This window comes from Mesorhizobium sp. M1050 (genome assembly GCF_040318715.1).
Taxonomy (GTDB): Bacteria; Pseudomonadota; Alphaproteobacteria; order Rhizobiales; family Rhizobiaceae; genus Mesorhizobium.
In genome coordinates this window covers 1-26,482 of record NZ_JAMYMV010000079.1, presented here as the reverse complement: position 1 = coordinate 26,482, position 26,482 = coordinate 1, and the positions used below count along the sequence as shown (strand labels likewise).

Below are 26,482 nucleotides of genomic sequence, written 5' to 3'. Positions count from 1 at the left end.
GCTCAACGTCGTGGCTGGGGACGATGAGGATCCGCAGCAGAGCTTGGCAGCTTTTCTCAGCAAGATCGCCGAAGCAAGTTGACGGCGCAGGCGATCTGGCGCGGCGCGTTGTCGACATTCATGCATGGGGTAGCATCTGCTCCCATGGATCGTCCTGCCGTCATAGATCTCCCAATCCTGTTCAACCCGCTCAGCGCGGCAGGTAGGTCCCGCCGCACCATACTGGCCGGTCGCGCTCCGTCAGCCGATCGAAGCAACCTCGGCGGTAGATCAACGCTTGGCGTTCTCGCTCTCTGTATCAGCCCGAGTAAAGAACTGCTTGGTTGTCGCGGGAAGATGGTTTTTCAGCCAGTCCGCCATCGCGACTTCCTCGCGCAGGTTCTCCTCGCAAAAATGCGCGCCTTCCGTTTCATCGAGCGATTTCGCAGCGGCGATAAGGATCGTGTAGGAGGCGATTTCCATATACTCGAACGTATAGCTTGCAAGCGATCCCTTCATGACCTCGTCGCCAGCGATGATGCCGCTCAGCGACTGTGCCATCGCAGTCAGCGATCCCGTTCAAGCTTGCAAACGCAGGTATTGTTCCTGAACGGCCGGGTCGCAGAACAGATGTCAGAGCCGCCGCGGCCTGCGTTGGCGGTCTCTTGCCGGTCCGTGCCGCCCTTCACCCGGGGATCGCCGGCAGTCTGGAGTTGCGGAAGCATCTCTGTAGACGACTGCGCCGTTGGCGGAGATCGTCACTGTTTCGCGTCGGCATCGCCTGCGTCCCGCGCAGCACGTGCCCCGCGAAGCTATGTCTTTGCCGAGCAGCTTCGCGTTTTGCCGTCCGTTTCGCGAACTCAACCCGTTGCTGAGGCGCCCTGAGAAGGCTCAAGAGCTCGCTCGGCGTTCTCGTCTGGAATCGCATCAAGACATCTGCCGCTTTGCGTTCATCGCCAAACGTCCACAATGTCCAGGGCCCTCGGCAGAGCCTCCATATTCGGAAACATCGCCATACGTGCGCTGAACCTTTGCTCCTTCGCGAAATGCAGGCGCATGGAACTTCAAGCCATGTCCCAGGTTACCTATGGAGTTTTGCAGCGTTCGGGATCAAGCCATGACCTCTACAGACAATTCTCCGGTTGGCATGTCATCCGCCCCCAAAAAATCCGGCGGCAGCACCAGTTCAAAGAAAGCCACACCTTCGCCAGCCACGGAGAAAATCTCCGGCGCAGGTCCAGCGGCTGCGGAGCACTCAAAAGACGCCAAGGCGCCGAGGGGCGGCCGTCGGCCTGGAGCCTATGTCAAGGATTAGCCAGACGTCATCACTAAAACAGGGATGGTGGAGCTTCGGTCTTGCTCCCAACTGGTCGCGATTCCCACAATGGCAGGAGGATTTTCTATGCAGATGATAGAAGCTGTCGTCAGCCGGGACCAGGCTCCGGTCGTCGAATTTCGCGGGGAGGGAGGCGAGTGCATCACCGTCACACTGCAGGCCGATCAGACGCTTACGGATGATGAACTCGTCGCAAAGGCAAAGGTGATGATGGTCCAGGTCGCTCAGTTCGGGATGGACCAAACTGAGCGGCGCAGCCACAACTGACGGGGTCGCCGGCCGAACAGCTATACACTCTGGAATATCAGGACAAGGGACGGCTTCGCTCGGTGGGTGGAGTGCGTATCCGAGCCTGGATGCCGTTGCCGCTGAATGTCGACGATCGACCGAGGATCTGTGGCAGGACGCGTTGCCGCGCGGCGAAGCACCGATCGGATGGGCAGTAGGAGCAGCGATGCGCAAGGCGTGCTGGTTGCCGAGAGTTGATTTCGCCGAACTTACGAGAGAGCGGTGATCAGGCCGGAGTTTCCCCTGACATGCGCAACGACATTGGGTGTGTTTGGTTGCCGCGGTAAAGCGGCGACGGGGCTACAAGGCCAGCCACTCGATTGGCGGGCGCGCAATCATCAGCCAGAAGATGGCGAGCACAGCCGCAAAGGCTGGAAAGCCGAAGGCGAACCAGAGCCTGAACAACTGACTGTAACGCTCAGGCGGGGGTTGATTGGACGTCGCGGCCTTTATGGCGAGATTGCGCATCTCGATCTGCATCCACACCACGGGCAGCCAGAGCAGGCCGATGGCAAGATAGAGCAGGATCGAAAGAACGATCCATCCTTCAGCAAGCGAATACCCCGCATACTGGGCGAGAGCTATCCCGGTCACAGGTTGCGCGATAACGGCCGTAGCCGTGAACAGAAAGTCGGCGAGTACGACGATGCGGGCGACAGCCGCGATGGTCCCGGCGTTACCGGTCCGGTGTGCCACGAGCATGAAAAAGGCAATGCCGGCGCCAGTCCCCAACAGCACAGCCGCACCGATGACATGCAGATACTTGAGCACGAAATAGACCATCAGCGTTCCTCCAGGATCGCCAGCGCGACAAAATGCAGAACCAAAATCGGCAGGATCTTCATCAGCGGGCCCAGCGGGTCGTTCCAGAGCTCCGGCCGCAGAATGCTCCCAGCGGTCGCATAGAAAAGCGACACCGCGATTGCACCGAAGAGACCAAGCCGGCTGGTCGGGCGCCAGGCGATCAGCACGCCGACGATCATGTCTGCCAGCGCCCCGGCGACGACGGCCGGTCCGGCCAGCGCGCCGACTGCTGTGTCAATCAGCAACTCAACTCCGCTGCGCCAGCCGGTGGTGAGGGAAATGATGCCGGTCATGATCCAGAAGAAGGGTAGCACGACGAAGATCGCCGGCTTGACGAGGTAGAGACCAGCGAACCATCGTTCCTGCACCGTGGCAGGATGAAGGCTGAGTGCGGTTGCAAGACTTGACGGTTGAATGCCGGTCGCCGCTATCCACGGCTGGGGATCACCGACCGCGCCCCGCGCGATCTCCTTTGCGGCATTGCTGCGCATCGGCGGACGCCAGCCGAGCTGAGCCGCCGCATCCCCAACCCGGTATAGGATTGCTGCGGCCCAATTGGGCAGGATGAATTCCCGGGCGCTGTCCCATCCGAACCAATGGCGGTAGCAGGCAACGACCTCGTTCATAGAAAGCGCTTCAGGCCCAGCCAGCTCCAGAGTGAGGCGCGTTGGGCTGTCGGGCCTGAGAAAGAAGAGAACGGTGGAGATCACGTCGTCTAGCTGTACGACCTGAAGACGACCAGCGTCGGGCATCACAGGCAATAGTGGCAAAGCAGCGAGACCACGAAAAAGCGCGCTTGCGCCGAACGCCGGCCTCCCCAACACAACCGAAGGGCGCAGAATGACCCAGTCGATATCGCGCGCCATCATGGCCTCATCGCCAGCAAGCTTGCTGGCGGAGAAAGCGGATGGCTGCTGGCGATCGACGCCGATAGCCGAGAAGTGGATGACCTTTTTCACTCGTGCCTGTTCACACGCGGCAAAGAGTGCCGAGGCGCCGCCTGCATGGACGTGCTGGGTATTCTCACGAAGGCTGTCCTGCAGAACGCCGGCGCAGTTCACAACGGCATCGACACCGGCAAGATGATGGATCCAGTCCTGCGCCCGCAGCGCATTTGCCATGTCTAGCAGGATGGGAGTGGGCCCTGTGAACGGGCCAACACTGGGGCGATGGAGCACACGAACGACGTCATGTCCCTCGGCCGCCAGGCGCGCGCAAAGCGCGGCTCCGATCAGACCCGACGCGCCGGTGACCAGGACCCTCATTCCGCGTGCCCGGCATTTGGCGACGCCCGCGGCTCGAGCGGTCTCGTTGCGGGGCCGGAAAGAACCTCACCAGCTTCATCGAAGCGGGACCCATGGCATGAGCAGTCCCACGTCCGGTCGACCGGATTCCACCCGACGACGCAGCCGAGATGCGTACAGATTGCGGAGCGGGCGGTGACCGTACCGTCCCGCGCCTTCCTGATCGCCAGTTGCTCTCCGTCGTGCTCGACCACACCGCCTTCTCCCAGGGCGATCTTGTTGATATCCACCGTTCTTGAACCCAGGAGCCGTTCGGCCACCAGATGAGTAGCCGTCTTGACGTTCTCCGATATGAACGTCGGCCCGCCGGCGAGCGGCTCGATACGGGTCGCGTCGAAGATCTCGGCCGCAGGATGGGGCTGGCCGAGAAGCTGCGACGCAAGGATTTCCCGTGCGACGGCGCCTTGTGTGATGCCCCAGGCGTCGAAACCGGTGGCGACGAGAAGGTCCGGTTTTGAAGAACTCGCCACGCCGACGAAGGCCATTCCGTCCACCGACCGGAAATCTTCGTTTATCCAAAGGTGCGACGGTTGGTTAATAGCGAATGTTGTCTCGAGGAAGGCCAGCATGTCAGCGACGGCGCGATCCGCAGCCTCGCGGTCTCCGGTCTTGAATTCGCCGCCGGCGGCCACAAGAAAGCGCTTGCCGTCACGGTTCGCTGTGCGAAACGAATGAGACGGGCTGCCGGCGCTGATGAACATGCCGTCCACTGTTGCATGTTCGGCCAGTGATGCTGCCGCGACCGGATGCGCAAATGGGAAGGCCTTGGCAAAGAAGAGTCCGTCTCCGATGATGGGCATCTGCGTGGTGACGATGACCTTACCGGCGGTCACAATACCGCCAGCCAGAGTCAACTGATAAGGCCCGTCGCCTGCAATCTCAACAACGCGGCTGTTCTCGAAAACGGAAATGGTGCTCTCGCTCACCAGGCGGGCCAGCCCGCAAATATAAAGATACGGGTCGAATTGATATTGGCCCGAAAAACAGAGCGCTGCCGTCGCCCTCACGGGCAGCTCCGCATCGGACAGGAATTCGGCGGGCAATCCAAGCGATGCGGCGGCGTCGGCCTCACGGCGTAACCTATCCGCCTGTTGTTCGTCTTCAGCATAGATGAAGGCAGATTTGGCTTCCAGCTTGGCCTTGTCCACCATAAGGGAGCACTGTGCAGCGATCTCCTCCTTGGCCTTTTCATTCGCGTCGGCGTAAAGCTTCGCGCCTTCGCGGCCGAAATTGCGAATGAGGGAAGCGTATTTGAGCCCATGCTGGGATGTGACCTTGGCGGTCGAGCGGCCGGTGGCCTGCTGGCCGATCTGGCGCGCCTCAAGAACCGCGACCTTCAGACCCGAGCTACGCAGCAGACAGGCAGTGTGCAGGCCCACGATGCCCGCGCCGACGATTACGACTTCGAAGTCATGGTTGCCCTGCAAGGCGCCGAATGAAATCTCGGGCTCTCGATCGAGCCAAAACGGGACCGGCTTCATCGACCAGGTCCTCTCTCTCGCCTTTCCAAGACTGACAGTTCGGCGTCCGAAGGCCTGCCGAACGCTTCGGCTTCGGCGGCTTCCAACTCGCTGAGCGATTTCGCGAGCACGGTACCCCACACCATGTGCGCAGCGATCATCAGCAGATTCCTCCCTGCAGGATGACGCCATGCGGGGGCAAGAATTCGCGCTGCAGGAATCCAACCCAGATAACTGGCCGCCCACACGCGTGCCGCTGCCGCGACGCCGAGGCAAAATGGCGAAAACAGCGCCAGTCATGGCGCCAAAGCCGAAGTGAGCCAACAGAGTATTCGCTCGCGCCTGCCCTTCATCGCCCCCGAAGTTCAGGCGATCGACAATTTCGCGGGGCGGCAACGGGTAGCGACTCGTCTCGTTCAGCAACCGATGGGACCGCCGCATGGCACTGGTCATCGCCACCGATGCCGCAAGGCCGGCCAGAGCTCCCAACATCATATGTCGCAACAGCATTCTCCTGACGCAATCTGTCCAACGGAGTTGCGGGTTGATTGTTCCTTGGGGTGTATTTCGATCGGGAACGAACAAGCTCACGCGTGACAAATGGGACGTCCGGAGAAGCCGTAGCAATGGGGCTGATGATGGCGTCTCACTGCTGAAGCGGTCGACCTCTTAGGAATGCGTCCGCAAGATCCGACAATTTCGACATGCGTACGCCGAGCCGTTCGGCGTCTCCATAACCGGTGAACCGTCCTATCCAAGCACGTGGGCGACGATACCCAGCCTGCGCGCTTCATCGGCATGAATATAGCAGTTGGTGGTCGCCCGTCGGTAGAGCTCGTCGGTAATGAGAGAACTGCCCTCGACTAATTCCCTGAAGCCCTCAATCTCTAGCTGTTCGGCCGTTTCGAGCAGGGCGAGCTGTTCGCGCGCGATCTGAATGCACGATTTCATGGGGCGGTTCAGTTCAAGGCTGGTCTCCATGCCCCTTTCATGGAGGAATACGGATACCGCTCCTCGCCAATGAGGGTGGAGCTGGCCAACCGGGAGAGCCATTCGAGTTGGCGCGAGTTCGTGACAGGGCTCAAGAATCGCGGGCTCGCCGGCGTCGAGTTCGTCGTCTCCGACGACCATTTGGGGCTCAGGGCGGATTGCCAAATGGCAGGCCAAATATCCGAAGCTGGTCAACTGGGTGGAGGACAACATCGAGGAGACGCTGAGCTTCTGTCGGCTGCCGCTTGCCCATCATAAGCACATGAAATCGACCAACATGCTGGAGCGGCTGAACCAGGAGATCAAACGGCGCACCCTGGTCGTGCGCATCTTCCCCAACCCGCAGAGTTGCCTGCGGCTGGTTCGGGCGCTGGCGGTCGAGATCCACGAGAACTGGCTCGAGGCGACCCGCTATCTCAACATGGATCATCTGCGTGAGCACAAGAAGGAGAGCCTGAGGGCCTTGGCCGCCTGAGCACCGTCATGCGTCCGCCGCTCCGCTAAACACGGGAGCTGCGCGGCGGACACGCCGACGTCACAGCTACCGCCACGCCATTTTTGCAGAACTTGACGCACACAACTACTGCAGGCGCTGCCGCCTGCACCACGCCGCATGTCGGGCCGATAACGGACTGGCAGCTTCGAGTGCGGGTTGTAAGAAGCGGACTTTCAGGCGCTCCCGTGGACTGCCCTAGATCTGACACTCGCGTCCACAGGTGCGCGGTTGGCAAACCGGAAACTGAGGCAGAGAGGGGGCGGCCCGACGCCCACCTCGACGACAGCGGCGGTTTCTTGTTTTGAAGCACCATGGATGCCAATGCGTGCCTCGGCCGACATCTTCAATGCTCGATGACACTGAGTTAAATGTCGAGCAAAACCGTTCCTTGTGGGCGGCTGCAACATGCCAGGACATAGCCGGCCGACTTCTCTTCAGCGTTCAGTCCGCCTAGGTCGTCCATCGCAACTTCGCCGGATAGTTTGGCTATTCGGCACGTTCCGCAAACGCCCTGCTGGCAAGCGGTCGGGATGTAGATGCCACAATTCCGTGCCGCCTCCAGCAGGGTCTCTCCAGGCGTGCATTGATACTCCAGGCCCGAGCGGGCGAAACGGACCGAAGACGGAACCGCTGAACCCATTTCCGAACGCGAACCGTTGCTGCCTCCGAAACTCTCCTCGTGATACTGGGCCGGCGGGAGGCCAATTGCGTCAAGACAGGCGCGTGCCGTCTTCATGTATCCTTCGGGCCCACAGGCAAAAACGGTGCGCTTGGGGAGATCGGGAACCAGGCTCAGCAGCATCCGACCACCCATTCGGCCGGTTGAACCCGTCCAAGCGGGACCTCCCTGACTGCAAATCAAAGTCACTTGAACGTTGGGAAAGCGAGCGGCAAGTGCTTCCAGTTCCGATCGGAAGACGATGTCGCCTGGCGTTCTCGCACTGTGAATGAAGCGGATCTCCCTGTCATCCGCGCGATCGGTAAGTGCACGCAGCATGGACATAACCGGAGTCACGCCGCTACCGCCCGAAAGGAAAACGGGTTTCTGAGCCGGCAACTCATCAAGATTAAACGAACCGAGCGGCCCTTCGATCTCGATCTCGCTGCCTGGCCTCACATTGTCATGGAGCCAGTTGGAAGCAAGCCCGCCTGGCGTTCGTTTCACCGTGATCTGAAGATCAAGCGGTCGAGTCGGCGGTGATGATACAGAGTAGGAGCGCGTCATCGCGGCACCGTTAATCCTGAGATGCACGAGAACATACTGGCCGGCGCTGAAGCAGAACATCCGATCTGCGGCAGACGTGAGAACGAATGTCTTCACATCGTGCGTCTCGTCGATTACGCGACGGCAGAGCACAACATCTCGCGTCTTTTGTGTCCATTGCCGCTGACGCGACGTGGGCACGATATCGGATGCTTGGATGGAAGCGTATGCGTTCATTGTTCGGCTCGGCTTTGCGCTCGAGCGAACATGCCAGTTCTTATCCCATAAAACAGCAGTATAAACCCAACGTTATGATCGGCAATTTCGATTAAACTTCCAGCGACATAACGGCGAGATGGAGAGCTCGGATGCCTTTGCGAATGATCGGTTCGTGTTTGCGACGTGCCAGTATCGCCGTGTGAACTGGCTGGTGCAGCGTCGGCGCTCCTTCAACGAGGAACGATGGAAGCTCGGCGGTGAACCGGCGCGCATCATCGCTACGCATGTAGCAAGTGCCGCCCGTTCGCCGAAGCATGATCTCCGCCAGCGTTTCCGATCCGGTCGAAAGTCGACAGATCGCCAATTGAGCCAGCAGCTCCGCGTGCGTTTTCTCCAGCAGAACGGTGTAGCCTGGGCGGATGTAGGTGTCAGGATCAACATCCGACAGCGTTCTGGCGGCAGTCGAAACCATCACATATTCCTCGACCATCAGGTGCTCGTAGGCGATCTCGGGCAAGTAGCGAGGGGCATAAAGCACCGCGATATCCAGGTTTCCCATGCTCAAGTCGCTGACCATCTGGTTCGAGTAATCCGACTCGATATGAATCGAGGACTTCGGAAGGACCTGGCACAGTGTCTCGACCCACCCGGGTAGGACTGAGCGGGTCATGCCCACTTGGGCGGCAACGCGCAAGGTGCCTTCGAAACGGTTGAACGCGCGTACGTCGTGGCGAGCTTGCGACCAGGTCGAGAGCAGAGACCTGGCGTAAGCTTCGAACCGGCGTCCCGCGGCAGTCGGCTCTGCCCCGGCGCGTCCACGCTGGAACAGTTCGGACCCGATTGCGCTCTCCAGGTTCTTGATGCGGGTGCTGATCGTCGATTGGGTCAGGCCCAACCGATCCGCGGTCCGATTGAAATTTCTCGACTCGACGATATCGAGAAAGGTTTCGATGTGATCAAGCTGCATTGAACCCTCGATCGAAAAACTCGATCATATTGGCACGTTTCATAAGCTTGATCAAACGACAGCCAAGGCGGAAGCTGCACCAGTCAGCGATCCGGCAGCATCGCCGGACGAGGCTACGGAGCGGAACAAAGTGTTTATAATCGACTGCGATTGTCATAATTACTGGTCAAGCGCCACGGTATTGCAGCCCTACCTTTCCGGCCTCTGGAAGGACATGTTCGTCGAAGGCGAGAAGACAGGTCCCGTTGGGGCCTTCCCGCACGGCCATCGTCCCTGGTTTCATCCGCAGGATTTCTCCCGCAAGGACGTCCGTCCGAAAACCGAAGCCGATAACTATCTCATTATGAAAGAGAAGCACCTCGACAAGTACAAGATCGACGTGGCGATCCTGACGGGTGATGAGCCGATCGAGGCGTCAACCCTCGCCAACCCCTATTATGCCAGCGCCTTGGTCAGCGCCTACAATGACTACCAAATCGATCAGTGGCTGCCGAAGGACGACCGTTTCATGGGCTCGATCATCATCGCGCCACAAGATCCAAAGCTCGCCGCCGCCGAAATACGTCGCCTTGGCAATCACCCGCGCATGGTGCAGGTGCTCGCTTCCCAAGGATCCGTCAAGCCGTATGGCGACCCGTTCTACCACCCGATTTACGAAGCCTGCGCTGAAGTAGGATTGCCCTTCGCCATCCATCTGGGCGGCCATGGCGGAGTAAATTCAACTGCCATCGCTCCTGCCCCAACGACGTTCTTCTGGGAGACCCACGCCATCCTCCACATGTCGGCAATCTCGCACGTGGCCAGCATGATCGCGCATGGCGTCTTCGAGAAATGGCCGGACCTCTATTTCGTGATCATCGAGTGCGGCGTCGCTTGGGTCCCATCGGTACTCTGGCGCCTGGACGCCGACTACAAAGCGCTGCGCAAGGAGACGCCATGGCTGAAGATGCTGCCGTCGGAATATTGCAGGCGCAACATCCGCTTTTCCACGCAGCCGCTGGAACAGCCCGCAAACATCCAGCATCTGTGGTCCACGCTTGAGGCGATGGACGGCGAAAATACGCTGATGTTTGCGTCCGATTATCCCCACTGGGATTACGACGATGCAAACACGCTGCAGATCCCTCCTGCCTGGAAGAGCAAGATCATGGGACTGAATGCGCTGGAGGTCTACAAACGCATCCCGCGCGCGCAAGCGGCGAATGCCGCCTGAGGAACCATGTCATGCCCGAAAAGACCTACATCTGCCGCGTCGACGAAATCGAATCCGGGTCTCCCTTTATCGCCAAGATCCGCAGCCTTTCGGTTGGCGTTTTCCGCGTCGGGGATTCATTCCACGCGCTGCTGAATGTTTGTCCGCACCGCGGCGCTCCACTTTGCGAGGGACCGCAGTGTGGAACGACCGCGCCCGTCGAACAGGCGCAATTCATCTATCATCGCGAAAACGAGATCGTCCGATGTGCCTGGCACGGCTGGGAATTCGACATCAAGTCAGGTGAGGCCTTGGTCGATCCGACCGTTCGCGCTCGCACATTTCCAGTCACCGTGGAGGCCGGCGGCATCTATGTGACGGCCTGATTGGCGCAAAACCGATTGGGATTGGAAAATTCGAAGGAAAGGTGGCCGCAGCAAACTAGCAGATTTGCAGGTGTTTTGACGAGAAATAACGCGGAGAACTCCGCAATGGGAGAGTTGAATGTCAGAATCTGAATACAAGCTTGGTATCGCTCGAAGCCTGATCGGTGGCGGCAATGTTTCCCGCCGCGACTTCATTCATCTTGGCCTGGCCGCTGGCCTGACCGTCGCCGCCGCCGACAAGCTGTTCGTGAGCACGGCGCGGGCCGAACCGATGCAGGGCGGGTTCGCCAAGCTCGGCATGGCTCACGGCGCGACGACGGATTCGATCGATCCGGCCGGCTACCCCGATACGTTCACACAAACCGCATTTTCGGGCTCGCTGTCCAACAGCCTCACTGAGGTCGACGCCAAAGGCAATGTCCAACCGGACCTCGCCGAGAGCTTCGAATCTTCGGATGGGGCCAAAAACTGGGCCTTCAAGCTGCGCAAAGCCGCAACCTTCCACAACGGCAAGACCGTGACTGCGGATGACGTCGTGACCTCATTGCAATATCATATGGGCAAGGACACCAAATCGGCGGCGAAGTCGCTGTTGGAGTCCGTCGCCGAGATCAAGGCGGACGGCCCGGAAACGGTGGTCTTCACGCTTAAGAGCGGCAACGCCGATTTCCCTTACATTATGAGTGACTACCATCTGGTCATCATGCCAGCCAAGGACGGCAAGGCGGATTGGGCCTCAGGCGTTCGCACGGGCGCTTTCGTAATCGAGAACTTCCAGCCCGGCGTTTCGGCCAAACTCAAGCGCAATCCGAACTACTTCAAGAACGGCAAACCATACCTCGACGAGGTGGAGTTCATCGCCATTACAGATCTTGCCGCTCGCATGGCGGCATTGTCTACGGGGGAGGTGGACTATATCGGCCGCGCCGACTTGAAGACACTCGGCATGCTCAAACGCAATCCCAAGGTGGAAATCGTCGAAGTCACTGGCTACGGTCACTATACCTTGCCGATGAATGTCACGATGGCGCCGTTTGATAATCCGGACGTGCGAATGGCCCTGAAATGGGCGATCAATCGTCAGGAGATCGTCGACAAGATCTTTCTCGGCCACGCCACCGTGGCCAACGACAACCCGATCGCGCCAGCGATCAAGTTCGCCAAGGATCCGCAACCGCAGCACAGCTTTGATCCGGAAAAAGCCAAGCACTACCTGAAAAAGGCCGGAATGGAGAACCTGAAAGTGGATCTCTCGGTCGCCGATGCCGCTTTTGCAGGCGCGGTGGACGCGGCTTCGCTCATTCGCGAGACGGCAGCCCAATGTGGCATCGACGTAAATGTCGTGCGTGAGGCCGAGGACGCTTATTGGGACAATGTCTGGCTCAAAAAACCCTGGTGCGCTTCCTATTGGAGCGGTCGAGCGACGGCCGACTGGATGTTCACCCAAGCCTTCGCCGCGGACTCCAGCTGGAATGAGTCGTTCTGGAAAAATCCCCACTTCAACGAATTGCTTGTCCAAGCGCGCGCCGAGACGGACGAGGTGAAGCGAGCGGCGATGTATGCGGAGATGCAGCAGCTAACCCACGATGATGGCGGCAGCATCGTGCTGGTCTTCAACAATTTCGTCAGCGCTCAATCCAAAAAGCTCGCACACGGCGAAGTGGCGCCCAATTGGGAGAACGATGGACTGAAAATGGCCGAACGCTGGTGGATCGCCACTGCATGAGATGGCGGGCCGGAGCCGCGTTGACTGTGAGGCTCCGGTTGGCTTCCCTGGCTGTTGCAAAGGCTGCCGCCCAAACAGGAAACGCACGCCCATGAACCCTGTCGCAAAAACAGTTCTGGAGCGGCTTGGGCTCGGCCTGATTACTTTGTTCATCGTGTCCATCATTATCTTCTCTGCGATCGCGATGCTCCCCGGCGACTTCGCCAAGGCCACGCTCGGGCAATCGGCGACGTCCGAAACGGTCGCCGCATTCCAGCGAGAAATCGGCATCGATCGTCCACCCGTCGAACGCTATTTTGTCTGGGTCGCGCAGATGCTCCACGGTGACTTCGGCTCCTCGTTTGCGAGCCGCACCGGATACCGGCGTAGCGTGGCCGAGATCATCGCGCCACGGCTATACAATACGATGTTCCTCGCAGCGGTGACTGCGCTGATCGCAGTCCCGCTGGCCCTGGGGCTTGGCATTCTTGCCGCTCTGTACCGCAACGGCTGGTTCGACCGGCTGGTGAATGCTGTGACGCTGACAACCATCTCGTTCCCGGAGTTTTTCGTCGCCTATATGCTGGCCTACCTGGTCATCTCGCGCGACACGTTCATCGGATCCGATTTCGCTCAATCGCTGCCGCATTGGCTGGCAGCCTCACTGGGCTGGGCACTCAATGCTGTTCCCAAATTTCCGACATTGTCGAATGTGAACGAGCAGACGCCGTTTTGGGATCACGTCTGGAAAGTGGCCCTGCCGGCAATCACCCTTACGCTCGTCATCGTGGCCCATATGATGCGCATGACCCGAGCGGCCATCATCAACATGCTGGCAAGCCCCTACATCGATATGGCGCGCCTTAAGGGAATGTCCCCGATGGTGATCGTGCTGAGGCATGCCCTGCCCAATGCCTGGGCTCCCATCGTCACCGTGGTGGCCTTCAATCTGGCGTATCTCATCGTTGGAGTGGTCGTGGTCGAGGTCGTTTTCGTGTATCCCGGCATCGGTCAGTTGATGGTTGATGCAGTGAAATCCAGGGATGTTCCGGTCGTTCAGGCCTGCGCCCTGATTTTCGCCGCGACCTACATCCTGCTCAATCTGATAGCCGATATTATCTCCATCGCCACCAACCCCAGGCTCTTGCATCCACGATGACCAGCTTCGAACCTATCGCGGCGATTCAAAGGCTGAGGCGCTCGCGTGCCACCCGAGCGAAAACGGCCCTGAAGAAGGCACCCTTCAGCGCATGGTTCGGGATCGTCGTGATCGTCGGCTACGTTTTTGTTGCGGTCTTCGCGCATTGGATCGCGCCATACGGGGAGACTCAGGTCTTCAGCGAAGCCTTCGCGCCGTGGAGCCAGGAGTTCAAATTGGGAACCGATCAGCTCGGCCGCGACATGCTCACCCGCTTGATCTACGGTGCGCGCAACACCATCGCTATTGCAGTCGCGACCACGTTGCTGTCCTTCGCGGTTGGCGTCTCGCTCGGTCTTCTTGCCGCGTTGCACAGGGGATGGCTCGACCAGATATTGTCGCGTGCGGTGGACGTGTTGATGTCAATCCCAAGTCTGATCTTCGCGCTGGTGCTGCTGTCGATCTTCGGCTCGTCGATCACCAGCCTGATTGTGATCATTGCCCTTCTTGATTCCACCCGTGTCTTTCGGCTTTCTCGCGCCGTTGGGCTTAACGTGGCCGTGATGGAATATGTGGAGGTGGCGCGATTGCGCGGCGAAGGCGCGAGGTGGATCATCGCCAAGGAAATCCTTCCCAATGTAATGCCGCCGCTGGTCGCAGAGTTCGGCTTGCGATTTTGCTTCGTATTCCTCACCATCGCGGCGCTGTCCTTTCTCGGCGTCGGTATTCAGCCACCGACCGCCGATTGGGGTTCGATGGTGCGCGAGAACGCAACCCTGATCACTTACGGAGACGTCACGCCGCTCCTTCCGGCCGGCGCGATCGCTCTCCTTACGGTGTCAGTCAATTTCGTCGTGGACTGGTTCCTGCACGCAACAAGCGGGTTGCGGGATGAAAAATAGCGGTCCAGGCCCGCGCGAAAAAGGAAAGGATCTACTGCAGATCCGCAATCTGCATGTGGAGGGGTTCTCGGACGAGCGGTGGCATCCCATTGTGCGCGGGATCGATCTGACGCTGAAGCGGGGGGAGGTTCTGGGCCTGATCGGCGAGTCAGGCGCCGGCAAGTCCACCATTGGCCTCTCCGCAATGGGTTATGCCAAGCCGGGCTGCCGGATCACACAAGGCTCGATCTTGTTCGACGGGATTGATCTTCTGGCAGTCAGTGAAACAGTGCGCCGTCGCCTCAGGGGCTCCCGCATCGCCTATGTCGCGCAAAGCGCGGCGGCCTCTTTCAACCCGGCCCACCGGCTGTTGGAACAAACCGTCGAAACTGCGGTGGCGCATGGAATTGCCAGCCGGGAAGAGGCAAACCGGAGCGCCGTCGATCTTTATCGACGTCTTCAGCTCCCAGACCCGGAGACAATAGGCTTTCGCTATCCTCATCAGGTCTCCGGCGGGCAGTTGCAAAGAGCAATGACCGCAATGGCTATGGCTTGTCGTCCGGACCTCATAGTGTTCGACGAGCCAACGACCGCGCTCGATGTGACGACGCAGGTCGAAGTTCTTGCCTCCATTCGCAACATCGTGGAGGAATTCAATACGGCCGCAATCTACGTGACGCATGACCTGGCGGTGGTAGCGCAAATGGCGCACCGCATTATGGTTTTGCGCGACGGGCTCACTGTGGAGGAGGCTGAAACACGGCAGATGCTCGCTGCGCCTGCCCAGGAATACACCAAAACACTGTGGGCTGTGCGCAAGCTCGCGAAGCCCGAAGTTGCGGCCGAAGAGTATCTGCTGACGATAGACCACGTTACCGCGGCCTATGCCCGAACCGTCAAAGTGCTCCAGGATGTCTGCATCAAAGTTCCACGCGAAAGAACGGTGGCTGTGGTCGGCGAGTCCGGCTCCGGGAAATCGACCCTCGCTCGGGTCGTCACCGGCCTTCTGCCATCGCTTTCGGGATCGATCTCTTTTGCCGGCCAGCCCCTTTCAAAGAGCTTGAAGATGCGCCCGAAGGAGGTCCTGCGCCGCATACAGATGATTTATCAAACGCCTGATAACGCGTTAAATCCGCGCCAGACGGTCGAAGACATCATAGCGCGACCGCTTGAATTCTACCTCGGCTTTAGCGGCGCGCAGCGGGATCGCCGGATCGGCGAACTCATGCATATGGTCGAGATGAGCGAAGCTTACCTGGACCGACTGCCGGCCGAATTGTCGGGTGGCCAAAAACAGCGCGTTTGCATTGCCCGGGCGCTTGCGGCCGATCCGGATCTCATTATCTGCGACGAGATTACGTCCGCGCTCGACCAGATCGTGCAGGAGGAAATCCTAAAGCTCCTCATGCGCCTGCAAAAAGACTTCGGCATGAGCTACCTCTTCATCACTCACGACATTGCCACCGTACGGGCGATAGCCGACGAAATTGTCGTCATGCACCAGGGCAAAGTCGTTGAGCAGGGTTTGAAGAGCGAAGTTCTTACGCCGCCGCATCCGGCTTACACCGAAAGGCTCTTGTCGTCCGTACCGGAAATGGATCCGGACTGGCTCACAACGCTGCTGGCCAAGCGGAAAATCTGATAGGATCGCAAGGTGGACAGGAAGAGAAACCCGTCCACCAGGCACCTGCCGTGCGTCCTGCTGCCAGAACACCCCGCGACCGCTAGGCCGCATAGCACTGGGACGGAGAGATGCCGCACGATCATCACCCGCCTGTGCGTTCGATCGTGAGTTTTTTCCCACGTGAGAGCGCGACCAGCAAGACGGCACGATCGTCGCCGCTGCGCCGACTGCACCCAGCGCGGTCGCGTATTTCAGGCAAATGAATCTTGGCCCGTTCTGAGCGATGGCATGCCCCAGCAGTAGGTCGCGATTGCCCGTCAATCCGATCAAGATCATCGTCAGTGACGTCGCCTCATTGCTCCTCGGCTTCGATCACCTCATTGGTTCGACCGGCATAAATTGAGCCGTGACGCCAAACCCGCCGCCGGCCGATGCGATCCGGACTTCAACGGGTCAGAACGAGGGCTTCCTCCTCGTCGCGCTGCTTGCCACCGTACACTGCTGCAACGCTGGCTATGAAGGCGCCGACAACCATCGACAATGCGCCTATAAGTGCGAAGGACGCAGTGGCTTTCCTTGCTGTATCGGCCGCCTGCTTGGCCTTGGCCTTGGTGTCGTCGACTTTGGCGATCACCGCATCCACTCGAGCCTTCGCATCGGCCTCCGACAGGCCTGTGCGGGCGGCGACGAGTTGCGCCAGATAGGCCTTGTCCTCAGGCGATATCTGGCCATTTGCCGCCCCCGCCAGCAGGATTCGCGTCGCCTGTTCCGTAGCGGTGGCGCCGTTCTGTTCATTGGCGGGCGCTGCGGCGGGGGTCGCCGCGCGGAACAGAGAATCCACAAAATAGCCGGTCCAGATGCCAGAAGGTGGGGCACCTGTCGTAGCCGCATTGGCGGCTGCTGTCGTTGCCCCCGTCGCGGCGCCTGACGCCACGGAGGAGGCAGCCTGCACACCCGTGCCCAGCGCCGCCGAAAGAGCCGAGCCCAGCACGCCGGCAACAAGCAATGTTGCCAGCGCCCACGCAAGGAAACCATGCGCGGTGTCACGAAAAAAGACTTCGTCAGTGTGGACATTTACCCACTTGGTGCGCAGCCGGCCGGTGAGATAGCCGCCTAAGCCAGCTGATAGCCATTGAACGACGACAAGCCAGGCAGCCGCCGAAACCGCGAAGGTCGTGGTCGAAGCGCTCGCTCCGGTCCAGGGCGAAACCATGGTCAGTCCTAGACCGGAGCCGACCAGCATCAGAATAACCGTCAGCGTCGAGGCCGCGAAAGCGCCCGCGACGATCGGCCCCCAGCTGACGGCCGATGAGGATGACTCAGTGACCGGCGTGATGTCTGTCGATGAAACCACGGTTCCCATTTTCACCCCCTACCGCGCAAGAAGCATAATCAGAATGATGATTGGGATCGGCACTCCAAGCAACCAAAGCAAGATACCTCGACCCATAACTACCTCCTTTAAAAGGTGCTGAGACGAAGTAACAATTCTCCATGAAGGTTTTCGTTCCAAAGCTGCCGCTGGGCATTATGCGGCAACTCTCCTGCGCGAGACTGGTCCAGGCACGCAAGTTACCCGGCTGACGGCAAGCGGTGCGTTGTCGTGGAATCTGCCCCTCGATACGTGCGGAGTTTACCGCGCCTGTGTCGCGGCGCCTTGGCTGGGCCCGTCATTGTTTTGGTGGGCAATAAGACTCAATCGTTCGGAAAGTTCCAGGGGCTTGAGGCTGTTCAGGAGGTTAGGCATAATAGAAAGGCTGTCCTGCGCGGACCGCGTTACCCATAGCCTCCATCGCATTCGGCTCGTAGCAGCGATCGAGAAGTTCCCAGGTAGGCGTTGGGACACGCCGCAGGCACAAACTAAACGTGCCTTCGTCACCGCCCTATCGTGGTTTCGCGTAGTGAGGTTGCGCGAGCTACTCGCGCACGGTTACCCGCGATGTCGCTGAGACCTCGGCAATGGAATCAATATCGACAGTGACAAGACCGCATCCGTCGATACGAACGGTGACTTTGCCGTCCTCTTGATCGACGCGCGTGGCGAAACCACTGATTTCGACTTTCTGGCCTACCTTGGCCTTCTGCGGCGTGTCGATGGCAAGCGGGAAATTATAGGTCGGCACACTAACGCTCGAAACGCCGTCCTCCATCACCTTCAGGATGGTGGCCGATAGCGTGATCTCATCTCCGACTTTCGGTTTTCGCGCCATTCAAATCGCTCATGGTCGTGATTGTGATTGAAACATGCAACTCAGCTGAAATGTTCCCGACCCTGCTCACTGCCATTGGATTAATCGAGTCATTGCTAAGTTTTACTCAAAATGCCATCGCTGGATGTCCCCTCAAGCCCCAGCAAGCCGACGCGGCCTGCGTCCCCAAAGGTTTAGAGCGTGCCGGCTTCCCTATCGCGCCAGCACACCTTGTGGGCTGCGCGAAGGCGTTCCACACCGGTCGGCCAAGCCCGTTCCCTCAAGGGCTAGAAGCCTCCGCACGACGACGACCAGTAGCTGAAGAGGACGAAAAGCCCCGCCATAGGAGCGAGCTGCGCCGAACTCTTGAAGCGGTCAAATCCATGAGGTTTAGACCCTCGTGGGTTGTATGGGAGCCGTCTGCATCAGGCTTGCCTAAGTGCGCGCCCTGGCCGTCATGAAACGTCAGGCGAGGCCGTCTCCGGTCAAGCTTTTCGCTAGCAAGACGTTGCTAAAATATACGTTATCGACGCCGGAACCAGGTGGTCAAGCGCACGTTGCTTCGTGCAGTCACGACAAGCTTGTTGACCTGAAGGAGGTTAAAATGAGCATGAAACTTCTCGTTGCTGCAATCGCGCTCGCATCGATGGGGGGTGTTGCGATGGCTGGTTCCACAACCGGCACATCCGCGCTCGACGATCCTGCCAAAATGTCGCCGTTCTTCACCGATGCCGGTATGAAGACATTGAGGTCCGAAAAGGATTTCAAGACCGCGTGGACGGCCATGAAACCCGACGAACGAACGGCGGTGTTGAAAGACTGTGGCGACACCACGCTTAACAAGGCGCATGCGGAATTTTGCGCAATGGCCAAGAAGATGGGCAGCTAAAATAGCGCTGCCAACCACCGAAGACGAACATTAAGTCCGGCTTCGGTGGTCGTGAATGGATGGCGTGCTTCGTCGGCGATTGCCCAGCGCCGTTGTTCCTGCGTCGCTGTTCAAGCCGATTGAGTTGCGAGACTGATCGGCAGCATCACCATTGAGTGGATGCGCGACAGGGCTCGCTGGGGTGTAAGAGCCGAAAGTGGATGAGCAGTTACCTGTTCCACGCGGTCGGACGCAGCCACCATGCTGATCGCAGCCTGACCATTTCGAAAGGATAGCGCCTCGACGACCTGCCTTGCCTCTGGGGCGGGAGATCTGGGTCTTCTCGGAACATTAGGCATTTAGCGAAGTTTGGTTGGACGGCTCGCTCTTGGGGCCAAAACGATGGCCAGGCGGGCTTTGGGAGGAAGCTATGATCGATGTCACGCCTTCGCTTCACGTCTGTCGCCGGCGGGCACTGCAAATTGGCCTGGGAGCAACGCTCACTTCAACCATCGGCCTTGCTCCGGCTTCGCCCGCTTTTGCGCAGGATGGCGTTAAGGACGAAGACATTTTCCGCTTTGCACTCAACCTCGAATACATGGAGGCGGAATACTATCTTCGGGGTACCACTGGAAAAGGCATCGAGGATTCAGATGCCGGTTCCAAGCCCGGCGATGTCGTCGGCGGCAAACAGGTTTCCTTCGAAACGCCCGCGCTCGGTGAATTCATGCGGGAAGTTGCGGAAAACGAACTGGCCCATGTTAGGTTTTATCGCAAGACGCTTGGGTCGGACGCCGTCGACCGGCCGGCAATCGATTTTGATGCCGGCTTTGCTGCAGTCGCGAAGGCTGCGGGCCTGAGTGCGGACTTCGACCCCTTTGGCAACCAGATGAATTTCGTGCTCGGCGGCATGCTGTTTGAGGATGTGGGTGTAACGGCCTACGCTGGAGCGACAACCGTTCTAAAGAACAAGCAGTTCCTGGCTGCTGCAACCGGTATTCTCGCGGTCGAAGCTTACCACATGGGAATGGCGCGGTCTTCGCTCTACCGCATGGGCGAGAAGGCCTGGAAGGCTGCCAATGCCATTTCCGACGCGCGGGACAAGATCGACGGGCCCGACGACAAGGACCAAGGCATCTATGTCGACGGCAAAGCCAACTTCGTTCCTTCGACGCCAGACGCGATCGCCTTCACAAGAACACCGCAAGAGGTGCTGCGCATTGTCTATCTGACTGATCAACCCGGAGTGAGCAAGGGCGGTTTCTACCCCAACGGGATGAACGGAACGCTCAGGAGCACTTAAATGATGGAAGCTGTCGGACACGCAGAACCTGATTGTCGTCGGCAGATATCCCCTTCATCCGTTTTCGTTCCGATGAGAGCGCGATGAACGTCAGCGGCGAAGCGACGAAATCTTTGTGGGCGCTTGACGCGAGCTTGCCCACCGCTCCCCGTCTTGAGCAAAACGAGAAATGCGACGTGGCCGTGATTGGGGCTGGCATCGCCGGGATCTCGGTTGCCTACGAACTGGCACTGGCGGGACGCAAAGTGGTGCTCGTGGATCGTGGACCCTTGCTCGGCGGCATGACCTCGCGCACGACCGCCCATCTGGCGCCCATCTGCGACGACGGGTTGAGCGCGCTGGTCGAGATGCGTGGCGAAGCTCTGGCGCGCGGCTTTCAGGCAAGCCAGCGAGCCGCGGTCGACCGGATCGAACAGCATGTCGCCAGCCTGGAAATCGACTGCGATTTCCGGCGACTGGAGGGGTTCCTTTTCCCCGCCGCATGGATGGACGAGAAGGAGGCCGCCAGACGATGCAACGAAGAGTATGCGGCTGCGGCAAAGACGGGCGTCGAAGTCGAGCGTGGCAAGGGCGTGCCGCTCAAGGGTCATGAATCGGCGCCCGTCCTGCGCTATCCGGGCCAGGCCACTTTCCACCCGCTGAAGTACCTGCGCGCCCTGCTTGCTGATTTCAAGAAGCGAGGCGGCAAGGCCTTCGCCGACAGCGCCGTCGTCGAAATCAAGGAGGGGAAGCAAATTCGCCTCAAATGCGACAGCGGCTCAACCATCACGGCTTTGAACGCGGTGTTTGCAACCAACTCTCCGATCAACACTTGGGTCAAAATCCACAGCAAGATGGCGCCCTATCGCACCTATGCGATGGCTTTCGAGATCGCCGGGGGAATTCTCCCGGACGCGCTCTACTGGGATATGGACGACCCCTATTATTACGTCCGCCTCAGCCGCGGGTCTGGTAAGACCGACTGTCTCATTGCGGGCGGTCGCGATCATAGATCGGGCGAGACGGACGATGGCGAGGCGCGCTTTGCGGCGCTCGAGGCCTGGATCAGAGCGCTGGTGCCCGATCTTGGTGCGGAAAGAGCGAGATGGTCAGGTCAGGTTCTCGAAACCATTGACTATTGTGGCTTCATCGGCCGCAGCCCGGGCAACGGCAACGTCTTCATCGCCACCGGCGACTCCGGCCAGGGCATGACGCATGGCGCATTGGCCGGGCGCCTGATCCGCGATCTGATCGTCGACGGATCGAATCCCTGGGAAGCCGTCTATGCTCCCGACCGGACGCCGCCCGCTGCCTTTACGCATTACATCAATGAGAACCTCACGACCGTGAAGAATCTCGCCGGTTACTTGCTACCCGGCCAGATCAAATCGGCCAGGGATCTCAAGCCCGGCGAAGGCGGCGTCCTTCAGGACGGCTTGAGCAAACTCGCCGTGTGCCGCGACCGCGCCGGCAAGTTGCACAGGCGGTCAGCCACTTGCACACATCTTGGCTGCATCGTGCACTGGAATTCCACCGAGCAATGCTGGGATTGCCCTTGCCATGGCTCGCAGTTCGCGCCGGACGGGACGGTACTTAACGGCCCAGCGACCCGAGCTCTGGCTCAGCCGAAGTCATAATGCCAAACGTCAGAGGCGGATCAGCCGGACGGCATAAGCCAGCTTGTTGTGGCGTGCTCTTTTTGCTCGTTTGTGCGGACAAGCCGTGTTTCGCCGATTGGTCCTGGCTGCATGCCGCGGACTCTCAGGCAGTGAAGGCACGGTATGTCGAGCCGGTTTTGTTCGATCAATCCCTCGCTGGTCTATTCGAAATGGCTCGTCCGATAGTAGCCGCATTTCAGATTGATCGGGGCCTGGATTGCGAACGCAACTCCTTGGCGCTTGGCGACAGCGCATGGAAGAGCAGCTGGCGCCTTCGCTCGCACCCTTGCACGCGCTATGGCCAAGCAGACAGCGCCAGCGTTGGAGCTTTCGATGATGCCTTATATTCGGCACTGCGGCCGTTTTCCCCGCGAACGTCTTCCGTTCTTTCAGCGCACGATCCCGCCGAAAGACCGCCTGCATGTCAGACAAGGTCACGATGTGCTGCCGTTGACCAGCGGTGCACGCATCCTAGTTGCAGTCATCGGCGTTCGAGAGGAACATTCCGTGCATCCTGGCCTCTGGACAGCATTCGTCGGAACGATCATCGCACTGCAGATGCCACCGGGGCCGGACAGCATGCTTGTGATGGCGCGCGGAATTGGGCAGGGGCGTGGAGTTGCGCTGTTCACTGTGCTGGGGATGACCGTCGGAGCGGGCATGGTGCAACTGCCCCTTATCGCGCTTGGCCTCACTACTCTCATTAGAGCTTCACCGCTCGCGTTCGCTGCGCTCCAATGGATGGGAGCGGCCTATCTCATTTGGCTCGGGCTTCGGCTGATTTTCACAGCCGCGCATGTCCCTGCCCAGCACGATGGGAGGTCGCCCGGGCACCTTGCGGCGGCAGGCGAAGGCATGATCGCCAATCTAATCAATCCTTGGCCCATCACTTTCATGGTTGCGTTCCTGCCCCAGTTCGTGGACCCGCATGGAAGCTCTATTACGCTCCAACTCTTGTTGCTGGGGGCCACTCAGAAATTGACGGGCGTGCTCGTGTTGGGCACTTATGCCATGGCTTCGGGCAGCATAGGGACGTGGATCACGGCGCGTCCCCGCGTAAGGCTTTGGCACCAGCGGATCGCGGGCTTCTTCATTGTCGGCCTCGGGCTCCGAATGGCCTTTGGTGGTGGAGCAAGCCGTTGAATGTAACGCTGCCGAATTGCGCCGGAGACCCTACAAGGACCATTTTCTCTTCGCCTCGAATGTCCTGCGGGTCTCCTGAGCGGGCATGTTGGCTTCCACAGCAGCCAAGCAGGTTTCCACCGCCTGTTTCCTTAGCAGGCTTCTCTGATTGGGGTCGGTGAGGTCAAGCGTTTCCTGTCTTTTTTCCGGACCATGTCGCCCCGCGGGTCACTCGCTTCTCTTCGCGGTCGGCGCGGAGCCGCCGCATGATGGGGTCAGGAGAGCGAGGCGTCTCAATCTGTTGAACGACCTTGGGAGACTTCGCCCAGGATCGTGCCTGCTAACGAGATCGCCTTGCCCATCGTCCCCACGGAACGATCCAGATCACCCTCGCGGGCGAAACCACTGTCTGTGTTCGTTTTTGTTCCTTGCGCTATTTCATGCCGATCCGGCGGCTTCCTTTCCAAAGCGGAATTCGGTTGCGTCGGCCCACATGCGGTGCAGGATGACGGCCAGCTTGCGGGCCACCGCCACCCGCGCCCGCGCCATGCCGCGGCGTCTGGCGATGTTCATGCCCCAGGCGCGCAAGCTCGACCACTTTTTGGAACGCACAAGCAGTGAATGGGCTGCCTCGTAGAGTGCTGTGCGGGCGAGCTCGTCGCCACAGCGGCTGACTTTGCCCTGGATGTCGGTCTCACCGGATTGGTATCGCGCTGGCGTCAGCCCCAGATGCGCTCCCACCGCCCGCGAGGAGCCGAACCGCTCCGGCCGGTCGATCGTGGCGCGGAAGGCGAGCGCCGTAATCGGACCAACGCCTGGCGCGCTCATCAGCCGCCGGCAGACCTCCTCCTTGCGGACGATGTCGAGAACCTTCTTGGTCAGCCGGGCGAACTCCTTGAGCATGGTGCCGAGGATCGTAAGCAGCGGCTCGACCATCGCCATCACCTCGGCACTGGCCAGTTCGCGCACGCGATCAGCAAAGGCGGTGCGCGACGGCGTACCGAGCTTGACGCCGGCCTCTCGCAGCATGGCGCGCACGACATTCTCGATGCTGCGCATCTCGTTCAGCACCGTCCGGCGGGCAACCAGCAGCGCACGCCACAGCCGGCATTGCCGGCACTTGACATGCACCTGCCGATACCAGCCCGTGCGCATGATCTGCGCAAGCGCGCGGGCGTCGTTGCGATCGGTCTTGTTCGGCATCGTCTTCATGGCCGCATTGGCTTGGCGCGTCTCGATGCAGATCGCAGGCAGACCTTCGGCGCACAATCCATCGTGAAGCCAGGCCGTCAGCGAGCACGCTTCAAGCCCGATGCGCTCCAGCGGCAGATCGAGCTTCCGCAACGCATCGGACAAGGCCTGTGGTTCGCTCGCCGCTCGTGTTTCCTTCACGATCTGACTGCTCTCATCGACGACGCAAATCGCGGTCTCTTCCAAAGATACATCTAATCCAGCAAAATACTTCACGGCTGCTCCTTCCCGATGTTTGTGGCGCTCCAAGGCGACCACGTTCTAACATCCATACAGGAGCAGCCGCCCGCACCTTGGCTCGGGCGAGACCCCAATCACCCCATCTGTTGAAAAAGGCCCTCGCCACCGGACCGCAGCGATGATTCACTGGCTCCGAAGGGATTCGGAGGCGACGAGTGCGCGGCGGCGACGATCGAACTGGCGAACTGTTCAGCTACGTGAACCTTGAAGTCCGGATTCGGCGCAATCATCCATTGCGGGCGATCCGGACGATCGTGATTGAAGCCCTGTCGACGCTAGAGCGTGAGTTCGCGGCGCTGTATTCGCCGATCGGACGGCCATCGATCCCGCCGGAGAAGCTGCTGCGGGCGATGCTGTTGCAGGCGTTCTATTCGATCCGCTCGGAACGGCTTTTGATGGAGCGGTTGGAATACGACCTCCTGTTCCGCTGGTTCATCGGCATCGGCGTCGACGACGCAGCCCCGACAAGGCCTATGACGCAGAGGACTTCGTCAACGAGTTGCGCTCGATGAAGGTGACACCACACGTAGCGCAGAACACGAACGGCCGTCGTTCGGCGATCGATCGCCGGACCACGCGCCACTGTGGCTATGCCGCCAGCCAGCGCATCAGAAAGCGCATCGAAGAGGCGTTCGGCTGATGCCTGCGCGGCGATTTTTGAAGGGGTTTCAGCCAGCCTTTCGGGCATGACTTTGCGCGAGACGATAGCTGTCGCCGTTCAGCTCGAGGATGTTGACGTGGTGGGTGATGCGATCAAGCAGAGCACCGGTTAGACGCTCGGGACTCGGGCGCACGTCGATGTCGCATGCACACGAGCATCGAAGATGGCGGTGTAATTTCTGACCAGCCGGCCAGCGATTCCCGCAAACGATCAACTCCAGATCACAGATCTAAACGTCACTTTCGAGAAAATTTCGAATCCAAGTAGGAAATTGTTTTGGAAAGGCGGTCTGAAACAAAGTCTGTGTCGAAAAGAAACTCTCCGCCACCGGGTCTATACCTGGCAAGTATCTCAACAGTTTCCTTCATAAATTCATCCTCGCCAAAATTGTCATCGATGTAAGACTCGATTGCGTTAGCAATATCAATACTTACATCTGTTCGGGAAATGAATTTTGATATCATTGAATACAGCTCAGCATTACTCATTTGACCTCATCTTTCGATTAATAACGGTTATCACCCTCTGCCCTGTAGCTTCATCGACGACTGCTCGTGGTTTACCAGGCATGTTGCTATTCTGAAGAGTCAGCGTCGCACCGTCAGGATGCTCAGTCCGCTTTATCACACTTGTCGCTCCATCGAGGAGGCTGTCAACCTCCTTCGGAGACATTGGAGCACGGCCAGGCGGCGGATTGGCCATCCGATCGGCCGCATGGAACATGATAGTGCGACCTGCCGGCGTTGTCGTAGTGCCGAGCACTTGCTGCGTCGCAAATTCTCCATCGAAGACGGCTAGGGCATTCGTGGCAGTGGATGGTAGGCTTAGTGTTGGTGCGGCCGACGTTGGCATTTCACCGCCAACAATCGGCGGAACATTTGCTAGAAGATGCGCAAAGTCCATTCCCATCAGTTCAGATGTCGTCTTGCCAACTCGTGCACGATAGCGTGCCGCCTCTTTCTCTAGTTGATCTGCCATATAGTTATTTATAAAACTTCTATTCTCTTTCAGCTTGTCTGCGGCAGACTGCATACCATCGCCACTGGATTTGTTTTCCGCATCTCGATCGCTTTTAGAATGAAACCAATCTCCGAACACATGCCCGTTCGGGTCTGACTTATTGACGGGATCGTTCTGGGCATAGATGTATCGATTGGTGCCAACACCTTCCTTGGTCGGATCCCAATCATCCGGCGAAATAAACCGCCCCAGCACCGGATCCATGTAGCGTGCATTGA

At 59.4% G+C, this 26,482-nt stretch carries 23 protein-coding genes and 3 pseudogenes; 13 read left to right on the top strand and 13 right to left on the bottom strand.

Going from position 1 to position 26,482, the window contains the following annotated elements:
- Positions 1-270 precede the first annotated feature (270 nt).
- Complete coding sequence (locus tag NKH57_RS28815) at positions 271-540, bottom strand: DUF892 family protein (RefSeq protein WP_352949481.1); 270 nt, start codon at positions 538-540, stop codon at positions 271-273.
- Between the two features lie 841 nt (positions 541-1,381).
- On the opposite strand from NKH57_RS28815, the gene NKH57_RS28810 reads away from it, so the two are divergent.
- Entirely contained in the window at positions 1,382-1,582 is a 201-nt protein-coding gene (locus NKH57_RS28810) for a hypothetical protein (RefSeq protein WP_023758490.1), read from the top strand.
- Positions 1,583-1,903: 321 nt separating this feature from the next.
- Here NKH57_RS28810 and NKH57_RS28805 read toward each other — a convergent pair whose 3' ends face one another.
- From NKH57_RS28805 to NKH57_RS28790, 4 genes are all read right to left on the bottom strand, one after another.
- Positions 1,904-2,386, bottom strand: coding sequence for a DUF2269 family protein (locus NKH57_RS28805; RefSeq protein ID WP_023758491.1), 483 nt, complete (start codon positions 2,384-2,386; stop codon positions 1,904-1,906).
- Positions 2,386-3,672: an SDR family oxidoreductase gene (locus tag NKH57_RS28800; protein WP_352487754.1), complete on the bottom strand. Its 1,287-nt coding sequence runs from the start codon at positions 3,670-3,672 to the stop codon at positions 2,386-2,388. The genes NKH57_RS28805 and NKH57_RS28800 overlap by 1 nt, the downstream gene beginning before the upstream one ends.
- Positions 3,669-5,192: an FAD-dependent oxidoreductase gene (locus tag NKH57_RS28795; protein ID WP_352949479.1), complete on the bottom strand. Its 1,524-nt coding sequence runs from the start codon at positions 5,190-5,192 to the stop codon at positions 3,669-3,671. The genes NKH57_RS28800 and NKH57_RS28795 overlap by 4 nt, the downstream gene beginning before the upstream one ends.
- A 729-nt stretch (positions 5,193-5,921) precedes the next feature.
- The gene (locus tag NKH57_RS28790; RefSeq protein WP_352949477.1) at positions 5,922-6,152 is read right to left on the bottom strand and encodes a hypothetical protein; all 231 of its coding nucleotides are present in this window, start codon (positions 6,150-6,152) and stop codon (positions 5,922-5,924) included.
- On the opposite strand from NKH57_RS28790, the pseudogene NKH57_RS28785 reads away from it, so the two are divergent.
- A pseudogene (locus tag NKH57_RS28785) lies at positions 6,090-6,636 on the top strand (transposase); the annotation flags it as partial. The gene NKH57_RS28790 and the pseudogene NKH57_RS28785 sit on opposite strands and share 63 nt — an antisense overlap.
- 385 nt (positions 6,637-7,021) lie before the next feature.
- Here the strand turns inward: NKH57_RS28785 and NKH57_RS28780 are convergent.
- Positions 7,022-8,098 (bottom strand): FAD-binding oxidoreductase, encoded by a 1,077-nt coding sequence (locus NKH57_RS28780; RefSeq protein ID WP_352949475.1) that lies wholly within the window; start codon positions 8,096-8,098, stop codon positions 7,022-7,024.
- Positions 8,099-8,189: 91 nt separating this feature from the next.
- The gene (locus tag NKH57_RS28775) at positions 8,190-9,047 is read right to left on the bottom strand and encodes a LysR family transcriptional regulator (protein ID WP_023758498.1); all 858 of its coding nucleotides are present in this window, start codon (positions 9,045-9,047) and stop codon (positions 8,190-8,192) included.
- Between the two features lie 130 nt (positions 9,048-9,177).
- On the opposite strand from NKH57_RS28775, the gene NKH57_RS28770 reads away from it, so the two are divergent.
- The 6 genes from NKH57_RS28770 (at position 9,178) to NKH57_RS28745 (ending at position 15,991) form a co-directional block, all read left to right on the top strand.
- Positions 9,178-10,260 (top strand): amidohydrolase family protein, encoded by a 1,083-nt coding sequence (locus tag NKH57_RS28770; RefSeq protein ID WP_031259925.1) that lies wholly within the window; start codon positions 9,178-9,180, stop codon positions 10,258-10,260.
- An 11-nt stretch (positions 10,261-10,271) separates the two neighbouring features.
- On the top strand, positions 10,272-10,625 hold the full coding sequence (locus tag NKH57_RS28765; protein WP_023758500.1) for a Rieske (2Fe-2S) protein: 354 nt from the start codon (positions 10,272-10,274) through the stop codon (positions 10,623-10,625).
- 118 nt (positions 10,626-10,743) lie between these two features.
- Positions 10,744-12,351, top strand: coding sequence for an ABC transporter substrate-binding protein (locus tag NKH57_RS28760; protein ID WP_023758501.1), 1,608 nt, complete (start codon positions 10,744-10,746; stop codon positions 12,349-12,351).
- Positions 12,352-12,442: 91 nt separating this feature from the next.
- Positions 12,443-13,489: an ABC transporter permease gene (locus tag NKH57_RS28755; RefSeq protein WP_352486065.1), complete on the top strand. Its 1,047-nt coding sequence runs from the start codon at positions 12,443-12,445 to the stop codon at positions 13,487-13,489.
- The gene (locus NKH57_RS28750; RefSeq protein WP_352837482.1) at positions 13,486-14,370 is read left to right on the top strand and encodes an ABC transporter permease; all 885 of its coding nucleotides are present in this window, start codon (positions 13,486-13,488) and stop codon (positions 14,368-14,370) included. Before NKH57_RS28755 ends, NKH57_RS28750 begins: the two co-directional genes overlap by 4 nt.
- Positions 14,360-15,991 carry an ABC transporter ATP-binding protein gene (locus NKH57_RS28745; RefSeq protein WP_352949471.1) on the top strand — a complete coding sequence of 544 codons (1,632 nt, stop codon included), beginning with the start codon at positions 14,360-14,362 and terminating at the stop codon, positions 15,989-15,991. The genes NKH57_RS28750 and NKH57_RS28745 overlap by 11 nt, the downstream gene beginning before the upstream one ends.
- A 427-nt stretch (positions 15,992-16,418) precedes the next feature.
- Here NKH57_RS28745 and NKH57_RS28740 read toward each other — a convergent pair whose 3' ends face one another.
- Complete coding sequence (locus NKH57_RS28740) at positions 16,419-17,336, bottom strand: membrane protein (RefSeq protein WP_023758506.1); 918 nt, start codon at positions 17,334-17,336, stop codon at positions 16,419-16,421.
- 553 nt (positions 17,337-17,889) lie between these two features.
- Positions 17,890-18,183 (bottom strand): hypothetical protein, encoded by a 294-nt coding sequence (locus NKH57_RS28735; protein WP_352727370.1) that lies wholly within the window; start codon positions 18,181-18,183, stop codon positions 17,890-17,892.
- Between the two features lie 583 nt (positions 18,184-18,766).
- Between NKH57_RS28735 and NKH57_RS28730 the strand changes: the two genes are divergently transcribed.
- The 4 genes from NKH57_RS28730 to NKH57_RS28715 all read left to right on the top strand — a co-directional run bounded on the left by NKH57_RS28730 (position 18,767) and on the right by NKH57_RS28715 (position 23,113).
- Positions 18,767-19,051, top strand: coding sequence for a hypothetical protein (locus NKH57_RS28730; RefSeq protein ID WP_023758508.1), 285 nt, complete (start codon positions 18,767-18,769; stop codon positions 19,049-19,051).
- A gap of 409 nt (positions 19,052-19,460) precedes the next feature.
- Positions 19,461-20,333, top strand: a complete 873-nt coding sequence (locus NKH57_RS28725; protein ID WP_352949469.1) for a ferritin-like domain-containing protein — start codon at positions 19,461-19,463, stop codon at positions 20,331-20,333.
- Positions 20,334-20,416: 83 nt separating this feature from the next.
- Entirely contained in the window at positions 20,417-21,949 is a 1,533-nt protein-coding gene (locus NKH57_RS28720) for an FAD-dependent oxidoreductase (protein ID WP_352837472.1), read from the top strand.
- A gap of 354 nt (positions 21,950-22,303) precedes the next feature.
- Entirely contained in the window at positions 22,304-23,113 is an 810-nt protein-coding gene (locus NKH57_RS28715; RefSeq protein WP_352949465.1) for a LysE family translocator, read from the top strand.
- A gap of 417 nt (positions 23,114-23,530) precedes the next feature.
- Here the strand turns inward: NKH57_RS28715 and NKH57_RS28710 are convergent, their stop codons facing one another.
- The gene (locus tag NKH57_RS28710; RefSeq protein ID WP_352838272.1) at positions 23,531-24,559 is read right to left on the bottom strand and encodes an IS110 family RNA-guided transposase; all 1,029 of its coding nucleotides are present in this window, start codon (positions 24,557-24,559) and stop codon (positions 23,531-23,533) included.
- A 179-nt stretch (positions 24,560-24,738) separates the two neighbouring features.
- Here NKH57_RS28710 and NKH57_RS28705 point away from each other — a divergent pair.
- Positions 24,739-25,223: pseudogene (locus NKH57_RS28705) on the top strand (transposase).
- A gap of 28 nt (positions 25,224-25,251) precedes the next feature.
- Here the strand turns inward: NKH57_RS28705 and NKH57_RS28700 are convergent.
- From NKH57_RS28700 to NKH57_RS28690, 3 genes and pseudogenes are all read right to left on the bottom strand, one after another.
- A pseudogene (locus NKH57_RS28700) lies at positions 25,252-25,362 on the bottom strand (ATP-binding protein); the annotation flags it as partial.
- A gap of 118 nt (positions 25,363-25,480) precedes the next feature.
- Positions 25,481-25,732 carry a hypothetical protein gene (locus NKH57_RS28695; RefSeq protein WP_352830791.1) on the bottom strand — a complete coding sequence of 84 codons (252 nt, stop codon included), beginning with the start codon at positions 25,730-25,732 and terminating at the stop codon, positions 25,481-25,483.
- Positions 25,725-26,482 (bottom strand): RHS repeat-associated core domain-containing protein (locus tag NKH57_RS28690; protein WP_352949462.1); only part of this gene is annotated, 758 nt, incomplete at its 5' end. The genes NKH57_RS28695 and NKH57_RS28690, both read right to left, overlap by 8 nt.